This is a genomic window from Sulfurimonas sp., assembly GCF_032250635.1.
Lineage (GTDB): Bacteria > Campylobacterota > Campylobacteria > Campylobacterales > Sulfurimonadaceae > Sulfurimonas.
Map to the genome: position 1 here is coordinate 1 of NZ_JAVVFL010000062.1, position 10,142 is coordinate 10,142.

The following is a 10,142-nucleotide window of genomic DNA, read 5'->3' on the forward strand; positions in this document are numbered from 1 at the left end:
TAATAATATGAATAATACACAGAGTTATGTTTGCGAGAATCCAGAGCGTTTAGATACATTTTTAACGTCACAAATTGGGCAGAGCCGCTCACAAATCGCCAGTTTAATTAAAAAAGAGTGCGTAGAAGTTGAGGGAAAAATAGTCTCTCGCAGCGGCGTTAAACTAAAAGAGAATCAAGTAGTAAAAGTTACATTTCCAGAGCCAGAGGTAAAAGAGGCGCTAGATATTGATTTTAACGTAGAGATACTCTACGAGGACGATGATGTTTTGGTTATAAACAAACCAACCGGACTTACAGTACATCCCGCACCTAGCGTAAAAGAGGCAACTTTAGTCGATTGGCTAAAGCATAAAGGCATCCGACTCTCCACTATAAGCGGAGAAGAGCGTCACGGGATAGTTCACAGACTCGATAAAGGGACAAGCGGAACTATGGTTATAGCGAAGAACAACGCTTCTCATGAATTTTTATCCGAGCAGCTTCAAGATAAAAGTATGGGAAGATACTACCTTGCAGTTATTACCCCTCCGCTAAAAGATGATATTACGGAGATAGAACTTCCAATTGCCAGAAGTGTTCATAACAGACTTAAGATGGCATGTCTTGAGCATGGGAAGTACGCAAAGACGCAATTTAAGAATCTTGCCCTAAGCAGTGATGAGAAAAACCAATTTATTGCATGTAAGCTCTCAACGGGAAGAACGCATCAGATACGTGTTCACTTAGAGAGCATGAACCGCCATATAGTTGGTGATCATATTTATGCTCAAAGCCCAAAACAAGAGAAGTCGGAACGTATTTTGCTTCATGCATACATAATATACTTTATTCATCCTACGAGTAAAGAGTTACTAACGTTTAGCGTACTGCCTGATGAGCAGATGATGGACTATATAAATAAAAAATTCAATACGGAGCAAATAAATGAAGTTATGGACACTAGTTACATTATGCACAGCTTCCCTACTAATTCTTAGCGGTTGTGCGCTAAAACCTACGCCAAAAAAAGATGCGGTTATAGATGAGTCTCTGCCTATGGTAAAGCTTACAAAGAATGGGACTATTGTTGACGCGAATGCAATCGCGTTAGAGTGGGAGCGCATAGAAGACCCGCGTGTAAAGGGTATTTTTATCTATAAAATAAATCTCGATGATCCAAAAGAGAAACAAAACGAGTACTATGATACGGTTGAGAACCGTTTTTCTACGCACTATCTAGATACTAATATAAAGCCGAGTTCAAAATATGGCTACTATTTTAAAACATATAGTGAAACTGCAGAGTCTAGAAAAAGTGATATTACAACAATGACTTCTCTTCCGCCAATGGAGTCTGTAAGCTGGATACACAGTATTGAGAGCATGCCAAGAAGTGCGAAAATAATCTGGAGACCGCATATAAACCAAAAGGTAAAGGGATATGTAATTCAAAGAAAAACTCTTCAAGAGGATAGTTGGAGGGATATAGCGACGGTTAATGGACGACTCAATGCTGAGTTTATAGATAAAGATTTAAAAGATAACTTTACATATAAGTATCGCATTCGCGCACTTACTTTCGACAACCTTCTCTCAAATCCTAGCCAAGAGGTCAAAGTTGTTACAAAAGAGCTTCCAAAAGAGATAACTCAGATAACTGCTTCGATGGATCTTCCTAGAAGAATCGAGATCAAGTGGGAGAAGAGTGACGCTCCAGATTTTTTGGTTTACAGAGTTTATAGATCTTCTAATATCAACGGAAGCTATAGTATGGTTATAGATACTAAAAATAATTCATATGTTGATCTAATAGAGGAGGATGGAAAAGAGTACTTTTATAGAGTTAGCGTTTTTGATAAAGATAAGCTAGAGAGTATTCATAGTAATCACTCGGCTTTAGGGAAGACGCTGATCAAACCAAATACTCCATCAATGGTCGAAGCAAAGCTTATAAAGGGCAAAGTAGTACTCTCATGGAGTAATTCGGATGCAAGAGTTAAGAGCTACAATGTGCAAAAAAGATACAAAAAAAGCCTTGTAGAGAGCTCTATAGAAGATTTTGAAAAAATTAAGGGTTCACAGTTTGTAGACTCTGAGATAGAAGCGGGTAAAACTTACTACTATAGAGTTTTTTCAGTTGATGCAAACGGCATAAAGTCAGAGCCGAGCATAGAGATTGAGCTTAATGTTGAAGAAGCAGCCATTGTAAACTCTATAAATAATGCAGAGAAGATTCCTCAGCAAAAAAGCGAGAGTGTAACAGAACCAAAAGAAGACGTAATAGTTCCATTACAAGATTTTAACTAAAACGAGAATGAATGCCGCATCTACATATAGAAGAGTTTAGGGAGATAGGATTTCCATCAAATAGCGATGGAGTCTCGTTTAATTTTATAGCAGACAATATTAATCATAAAGAAGAGAAGCTAATTTCCACAACTGTAGAAGATGATGAGTTCTTTTTGCTCTTAAAAGAGGAGGAGGGAAGAGCCCTTCTAAAGGTAGACAAGCTCACGAAACCAGCTTCTATATATAATGTGCATAAAGCACTCTTGACGTATGCAAAAGCGGCTGAGTTGAATGTGCTCTCTTCTAATGTGCCTCAAAATCAAAAAAACATCCATCTTCAAGAGGTAACCGCCCTAAAAGAGATAAGCTATTTTGCGGAGAATTTTCCAAAAGATAGAGAGATTAGGATTGAGGTCGGTTTTGGTTCAGGACGACACCTTCTGCATCAAGCCATAAAGAATCCTGAGATACTCTTCATCGGTATAGAGATTCATCATCCATCAATTGAGCAGGTTTTAAAACAGATAGCCATCAAAAAACTTGAGAATATTCTTCTGCTTAGTTATGACGCAAGGCTTTTTATGGAGCTTGTTCCTTCAAATATTGTAGAAAAAATTTATGTTCATTTTCCTGTTCCATGGGACAAAAAACCCCATAGAAGAGTAATATCAACTACTTTTATAGAGGAGGCTAGGCGCATACTTAAAGTCGGCGGAACTTTAGAACTTCGTACCGATAGTGAGAACTATTACGCCTACTCGTATGAGACCTTTATCGCATTTAACAAAACTACTCTTCATATAAATAAAAACAGAGATATTGCCATAACGAGCAAGTATGAAGATAGATGGAGAAAGATGGAGAAAAACATCTATGACGTAACTATGATAAACGATGAAGAGTCTCCAGAACTGGAACTAGAGGGAGATTTTGACTTTCTTGATGTGCGTCTCTTGAGTGAAGATATTTTAAAACTTCACAAAAAAGTACAAAAATTTGATGGCGGATTTATGCACTTTGAGAGAACATACAGCCTAAGGGATGGAATTATGGTACGTCTCTCCATGGGTAGTTTTGACAAACCCGAACATCTTTATGTTGTTATTAGAGGCAAAGAGGCACATTATTATCCCGCTCTGCCGCTAAAGTCAAAAAGCAATCTGATTGCGCATCAATTTTTAAACAAGGTGCTTCATGGATAAAGTCATAGTAGCCAAAGATCTATCACTGGCATACTCTAGCAGTGAGACTATTATCAACAAGGCTAACTTTTCAATTGACTCGGGGAGCTTTGTTTTTATAACAGGCGCAAGCGGAAGCGGCAAATCAACGCTTTTAAAGTCGCTTTATGGAGCCCTGAAATCAAAAAGCGGCTCTTTGATAGTTGGAGGAGTTGAACTCAAAGGTGTTTCGCGCTCAAGACTTAATTTTTTAAGACGCCATATCGGGATAGTTTTTCAAGACTATAAACTTATAAAAGAGTGGACAATTGACAAAAACATTATGCTTCCTCTTCTTATTAACGGTTATGTGAAGAGCGTTGCAAATAACCAGGTTGACAAACTTCTAAAGCATGTAAGGCTGAATCATCAGTCGGGCAAGTTTCCACTCGAACTCAGCGGTGGCGAACAGCAAAGAGTTGCAATGGCAAGAGCGCTTGCACACAATCCTGTTCTGATTTTGGCAGATGAGCCTACGGGAAACCTTGATGAGTACTCCTCGGAGCTTATTTGGAATCTCTTGGAGGGTGCAAACACTCAGCTAAATACTACCGTTATTGTCGTGACACACAACATTCCAAAGACGCTTCGCGTTGAGTACAAACATTTTCATATAGAGTATGGGAGTATTCATGAAGTCTGTTAAAAATCACTTCTCACTTGTAATAGCACTTTTGAGCATACTCTTCTCAATGCAGGCCTATCTTATAGCTGAACGCTCCATTGAGGCGTATAAAGTAAATCTTGCCAATAACTACTCCGTTATAGCAGTTAGTACAAAAGAGTTGCAGCACAGTGAGATACTGGCAATAAACAGCATAATCGCAGCTGCAAAAGAGCTTTCGCCGGATTCGGTTATAGATAGGCTCAGCAGTGATATGAAAAGTTCTAATGTCGAGCTTTTAAAGCTCATCATGCCTAAGTTTTATAAACTAAGCCTAACGCACTATCCAACTCCTGGTGAGGTTAAAAGTCTAAGAAACGATCTGCTTAAAAACAGCTCAATAAAAAAAGTAGAAGATTTTTCACACACGCATGATACGACATATAAGCTTCTCACGCTCTTTAAAAACGTAGTTGCTCTTTTTGCCGTTGTCGTGCTTGTGGTTACGGTTTTGTTGATTATAAAAGAGCTTAGAATCTGGCAGTATAAACACAATGAGAGAATGAGCATTATGGGGCTTTTTGGCGCTGCTTTATGGCTTCGTTCAGCGGTTTTATTTAGGCTTGCTATCGTTGATGCACTTATTGCAAGTGTTTTGGCATTTGGAGTCTTTGTCTATCTCTCATCATCTCCTTTTGTTTTAGAGCAGTTTAATAACATTGGAATCAGTATAGTGATATTTGATCAAGTAGATGATTTTATGCTTATTTTGGGAGTCGCTATGTCTATATCGATTATTCTTGCGTCTCTGATTGTTTTAGGGCATAAAGAAGAGGCATGATTCGTTTATTTTTACTCTTTTCATTGGCATATTTGTACTTAGATGCAAAAACGAGCGTGGATACTAAAATAGCAAAAACAAGCTCTGAGATAAGCTCTTTTGCAAAAACGCAAGAAGATATAAACAAAAAAATGAACGAAACCGCTCAGGCGATAATAAAGCAAAGAAGAGAGATTGCTCAGCAGCAAGAGCATCTTAAGCGGCTCAAAGAGGAGCTCTTGGAAAAAGAGGGGAGCTACGGTGAAAACGCAAAAGAGCTTGAAGAGTTAAAGAGTTCTCAGCAGAATCTCAAAAAGGAGACGCAGGAGCTTGAAGAGGAGCTTGTCTTCACAATAGCGCAAAGCGTCTCCCTGTCCATTATACTTGAAGAGGAGTACAGTGCCAGCGCAGAGTCCATGATGGAGTATGAAGTTTTAGAGTTGATGCTTAAAGCGGCTAAAGAGAAGATAAAAGAGCTTAACGAAAAATTTTATAACAATTCAAAAAATATTGAAGTTCTAAACTCTAAGGTCAGCTCGCTCGAAGCTGCTATTAAAAATATTGATGACAAAAGAAAAGAGCTGTTACGTACTCAAAGGGAGAATGAAGCTTCGCTTAAAAAGCTCGAGGTCGCAAAAGCATCTTACAAAAAGAAGCTAAAAGAGGTCTTTAATAAGCAGGATATGCTAAAGAAAACTCTCTCGCAGTTAAATATTATAAAGATAGATGAGATAAAAAAGGCGCAGGAAGAGGCAGCAAGAAAAGAGGCTTTTGATGCAAAAGATATTGTTGGCGATAAAGACCTTCCAAAGGTTAAAAATCATGGAAGCAGCTATCAAGCAGCTAAGACGAAAAAATATACCGGCAAAAAAACAATTCCGCCGTTTGAGCCTTATAAGATTACAAAAGAGTATGGAACATACACCGACCCGATCTACGGCATAAAAGTCTTTAATGAGTCGATATCGCTGCAGCCGAGCGAGAAAAATGCAAAAGTCAAAACGGTCTTTAACGGTAAAGTTATATTTGCGGACAGGACTCCAATCCTTGATAATATAGTAATCATCGAACATGATGACGGTCTGCATACGATATATGCAAATCTATCTCAGATAGCTCCCGATATTCAAAAAGGCAAAAGAATCAAAAAGGGCTATACGATAGGGCGCGTAAGCGATGAGTTGATTTTTGAGGTTACGCAGAAGTCATTTCATATAAATCCTATAGGGCTCTTTCAGTAGGCTAGAGATTAACGTTAGCTATTAATTTTAGGTATAATTGCAAAAAAAATTTTAGGTATGTGAAAAAATGAACTTTATTCAAACCCGCGGATGCGATGAAAACAGTCCCAAAAGTGTTACATTCTCAGAGGCAATCTTAAGCCCCATAGCTTCATTCGGCGGTCTTTACGTTCCCGAAAGTCTACCAGAGCTCGGAGAGAGTTTTTTGACCAAACATCTAAACTCTTCATACAAAGAGTTGGCATTTGATGTTTTAGAACATTTTGAGATAGATATAGATAGAGACGTTATTAAAGATGCCCTAAACCTCTATGATAAGTTTGATAATCCTGCAAATCCGGTACCGGTGGTAAAAGTAAAAGAGGATCTCTATATCAGCGAGCTCTACCATGGACCGACCCGCGCATTTAAAGATATGGCGCTTCAGCCATTTGGTATAGTTCTCTCTTCAATCGCGCAAAAAAGAGGTGAGAACTATCTTATTCTTGCTGCAACAAGCGGTGATACGGGTCCCGCAGCACTAGAGACTTTTAAAAACAGAGCGAATGTTCAAGTAGCATGTCTATATCCTGAGGGCGGAACCAGTGATGTGCAGAGACTTCAGATGGTAACAGAAGATGCAAAAAACTTGAAGGTTATCGGAATAAACGGTGTTTTTGATGATGCACAAAATGCGCTTAAGAGACTTCTCTCTTCCAGTGAATTTAAAAAGGCACTAAAAGAGAAAAACATACTACTCTCAGCTGCAAACTCTGTAAACTTTGGGCGCATTATTTTCCAGATCATCTATCATATCCACAGCTACTTGGAGCTTGTTCGTCAAAGTGCTATAACTATGGGCGAGAAAGTTTACCTAAATGTACCAAGCGGAAATTTTGGAAATGCTTTGGGCGCATATTATGCGTGGAAGATGGGACTTCCTGTTGAGAAAATCATCATCTCCTCAAATGAGAACAATGTTTTAACAAAGCTTATAAAAACAGGAAAGTATGATCTAAGAGACTCTCATGTAGTAAATACGACATCCCCTGCGATGGATATACTAAAATCATCGAATGTTGAGAGAATTTTGTATGATATGTTCGGATATAAGAGAACAAAAGAGTTGATGCAGAGCCTTGAAGAGAGTAGCTTTTACGAGTTGACATCTGAGGAGCTCACATATCTTCAAAAAAGTTTTGATGCTGATTTCTGCAACGGAGATGAGGGTAAAAAGTATATAAAAGATACTTTCTATAAAAACGGCTACCTGATGGACCCACATACCGCAACATGTATGAAATCTTATGAGACATGCACAAAAGAGAATATAAAAACAATTGCGTACTCAACGGCAGAGTGGACAAAGTTCTCTCCTGTTATCGCAAATGCATTAACGGGTGAAATCGATGGAGAGGATTTAAAAGCTCTTGTTTCTATCTCTAAAGAGGCGAACTTAAAAATACCTGACATGATAAGAGAGCTCTTTAGCAAGAAGGTTGTTCAAGATACTGTTATAGAAAAAGAGGATATAGAAAAAGAGATTTTGAAATTCCTCTAGAGAGCCACCTTTGCAAATCTGCATCTTTTATACAGATGTGGGTTTAAAACTTCAATCTGATTATTTAGCAAAATAAAATAACTACAAAATTGATACCACTTATCATTAAGCTTCAATTATCTACAATATGTGTAAATTTCAACAAAGGTTTTTTATGAAAAAGTTAGTTGTATTGTTACTGATTTCTATCAGTGCATTTGCTATGGAGCCGATTGTAAGCGCTGAATGGTTAAAGAAGAATTTGGCAGATAAAAACTTAAGAGTAGTGCATGTCTCGGAGCCTGATGATTATCTGCTTGAACACATTCCAAATGCTCAAAATAGTTCAATAGGAAAGTGGAGAGTCGCACAAGAGAACTATCTGCTTGTTCGCTCAAGCCAAGAGATTCAAGATGAGATTAGAAAACTCGGAATTGACAAAGAGAGCAAAGTCGTGCTTTATGCTCCTATCTCTTCACCTATGGATCTTTTAAAATCTACATATATCTTCTGGGCACTTAATTATCACGGCATAAAAGATGTTGCTATTTTAAACGGCGGAATGAGCAGCTGGAGAGAGAGCGGTTATGAATTAAGCGATCAGGTTAATAGTGTTGAAAAATCGGATTACATTGTAAAAATAGATAGCAGGCTTGTTGCCGACAAAGCTTATGTTATGCAAAAGCTCAATAAACTGCCGATGATAGATGCAAGACCTGCAGATAAATATCTTGGAATTACTCCAACAGATACCGTTGAGAGAGACGGTCATATAAGCGGAGCAATGAGCTACTCTTGGAACTATTCAATAGATAACAACTATATGTTAAAAGATATCAAAAAACTTGAAGCACTTTTTAGAGACGGATATAAGCTTGATAAAGAGAGCGAGGTTCTGGTCTACTGTACGGGAGGATTGGAGACGTCGTTTAACTATTTTGTACTTAGCGGAGTTCTAGGTTATAAACATGTAAGACTTTATGATGCATCTATGAAAGAGTGGGGGAACTCTAAAGAGACTCCTATGGTTAAATATACTTATGAGGTATTTGCTAGATAGGCAGTTTCCTCTAGATCTTTAGTTTAGAGGTTTTGGCTCACCAAAGTAGTAGCCTTGGCAGAAATCAATATCAAGTGAGTCTATCGTTTTATAGATAGACTCACTACTTACAAACTCTGCGACAACTGAAAGTTTTTTGATTTTAGCGAACATCACGATAGTTTTTACGATGTCGTACTTATCTTGATTTGTATCTATATCTTTTATGAGAGAGCCGTCAATTTTTACCGTGTCGGCATTTAGCTTTAAAAGATACTCAAAGTTGCTGTAGCCGGTTCCAAAATCATCTATTGCTAAAGAGCAGCCGTATGATTTTACCTCTTTTATAAACTCTTCTACCTCTTCAAAATTTTCTATCCCTTCAGATTCGACAAGTTCAAAATATATATTTTGCGGATTTTTACATTTTTTCAGACTCTCAAATATGAACTCTTTTGTTGATTCAGACTCAATATCTTCCAACGTTATGTTTATGCCGCAACTAATTTCTCTCTCATCTACGGCACTCATGGCTTTTTCTATTACAACTTTTGTTATCTGAGTGTACTGGTTTGATTTTTTTGCTTTCTCCAGAAAGAAAAAAGGCGAAATAATTTCTCTATCTTCGCCTATCATCCTTACAAGCGCCTCATATTTAAAAATCTTTTTTGTTTTAGTATCTACAATGGGTTGGAAAAATATAGTAAACCTATCTTCATGTAGAGCTTTTTTGATTTTGTAAGTCCACTCTATATTTGATTTATATTCATGTTCAAACGATGTTTGAGGAGTATAGATATTAGATGATAATCCCTTGTGTTTTGCATATCTGCTTGCCGAATTTACGCTGGAGAGAAGATGATACGCTTTTTCAAATGAGAGTGCCAAAGTTGTGTCAATATTGAATGTTTCGTTATCTATTATCAACTCTTGGCCATTGAGCTGAGCGCTTAGTTTTAGCATTTTGTCCGTAAAAATCTCTTTTGAGCAACTACTGTTTAAAATAACAAATTCATCCCCCTGCAAACGAAAGATTTTATACTCTTCATCAAGACTCTTTTGAATCTGTTTTGCAAAGCTCTTTATAACCTTGTCACCGATTTTTTCTCCATAAAAATCGTTTATCTCATGAAACCTGTTTATATCGATAAGAGCCATATTGATCTGCTCTTTTTTTGATGAAATAAGTATTTTATTGAGGCTGAGTCTATTGTTTGTTCCGGTTAAAATATCCGTATAAGCCAGCTCTTGAATCTTTTTTTGTTTTTTTACTATCTGGGTTACGTCATATCTTATGGAGAGATACTCTTTGATATTTGAATCAGAGTCTAAAATCGGAGCGATAACAGTATCTACTATATAGTAGTCTGAATTTTTCTTTTTGTTTTTTATTCTCCCTCTCCAGACCTTTTTACTGCTTATAGTCTCC

At 37.4% G+C, this 10,142-nt stretch carries 9 protein-coding genes; 8 read left to right on the forward strand and 1 reads right to left on the reverse strand.

The features are described 5' to 3' along the window. Nucleotides 1-7 precede the first annotated feature (7 nt). From RQ763_RS05285 to RQ763_RS05320, 8 genes are all read left to right on the forward strand, one after another. Nucleotides 8-979, forward strand: coding sequence for an RluA family pseudouridine synthase (locus tag RQ763_RS05285; RefSeq protein ID WP_314151620.1), 972 nt, complete (start codon nucleotides 8-10; stop codon nucleotides 977-979). Continuing rightward, nucleotides 927-2,288 carry a hypothetical protein gene (locus RQ763_RS05290; protein WP_314151613.1) on the forward strand — a complete coding sequence of 454 codons (1,362 nt, stop codon included), beginning with the start codon at nucleotides 927-929 and terminating at the stop codon, nucleotides 2,286-2,288. Before RQ763_RS05285 ends, RQ763_RS05290 begins: the two co-directional genes overlap by 53 nt. 11 nt (nucleotides 2,289-2,299) lie before the next feature. Further along, on the forward strand, nucleotides 2,300-3,472 hold the full coding sequence (gene trmB / locus RQ763_RS05295) for a tRNA (guanosine(46)-N7)-methyltransferase TrmB (RefSeq protein ID WP_314151614.1): 1,173 nt from the start codon (nucleotides 2,300-2,302) through the stop codon (nucleotides 3,470-3,472). After that, nucleotides 3,465-4,136 carry a cell division ATP-binding protein FtsE gene (locus tag RQ763_RS05300; RefSeq protein ID WP_294931121.1) on the forward strand — a complete coding sequence of 224 codons (672 nt, stop codon included), beginning with the start codon at nucleotides 3,465-3,467 and terminating at the stop codon, nucleotides 4,134-4,136. The genes trmB and RQ763_RS05300 overlap by 8 nt, the downstream gene beginning before the upstream one ends. After that, nucleotides 4,123-4,935, forward strand: a complete 813-nt coding sequence (locus RQ763_RS05305) for a cell division protein FtsX (RefSeq protein WP_294931124.1) — start codon at nucleotides 4,123-4,125, stop codon at nucleotides 4,933-4,935. The genes RQ763_RS05300 and RQ763_RS05305 overlap by 14 nt, the downstream gene beginning before the upstream one ends. Continuing rightward, nucleotides 4,932-6,155 (forward strand): murein hydrolase activator EnvC family protein, encoded by a 1,224-nt coding sequence (locus tag RQ763_RS05310; RefSeq protein ID WP_314151615.1) that lies wholly within the window; start codon nucleotides 4,932-4,934, stop codon nucleotides 6,153-6,155. The genes RQ763_RS05305 and RQ763_RS05310 overlap by 4 nt, the downstream gene beginning before the upstream one ends. Before the next feature lie 67 nt (nucleotides 6,156-6,222). After that, nucleotides 6,223-7,695: a threonine synthase gene (thrC, locus tag RQ763_RS05315; protein WP_314151616.1), complete on the forward strand. Its 1,473-nt coding sequence runs from the start codon at nucleotides 6,223-6,225 to the stop codon at nucleotides 7,693-7,695. 154 nt (nucleotides 7,696-7,849) lie between these two features. After that, nucleotides 7,850-8,734 carry a sulfurtransferase gene (locus tag RQ763_RS05320; RefSeq protein ID WP_314151617.1) on the forward strand — a complete coding sequence of 295 codons (885 nt, stop codon included), beginning with the start codon at nucleotides 7,850-7,852 and terminating at the stop codon, nucleotides 8,732-8,734. 18 nt (nucleotides 8,735-8,752) lie between these two features. Here RQ763_RS05320 and RQ763_RS05325 read toward each other — a convergent pair. Beyond that, a partial coding sequence (locus tag RQ763_RS05325; protein ID WP_314151619.1) for a bifunctional diguanylate cyclase/phosphodiesterase occupies nucleotides 8,753-10,142 on the reverse strand: 1,390 nt, incomplete at its 5' end.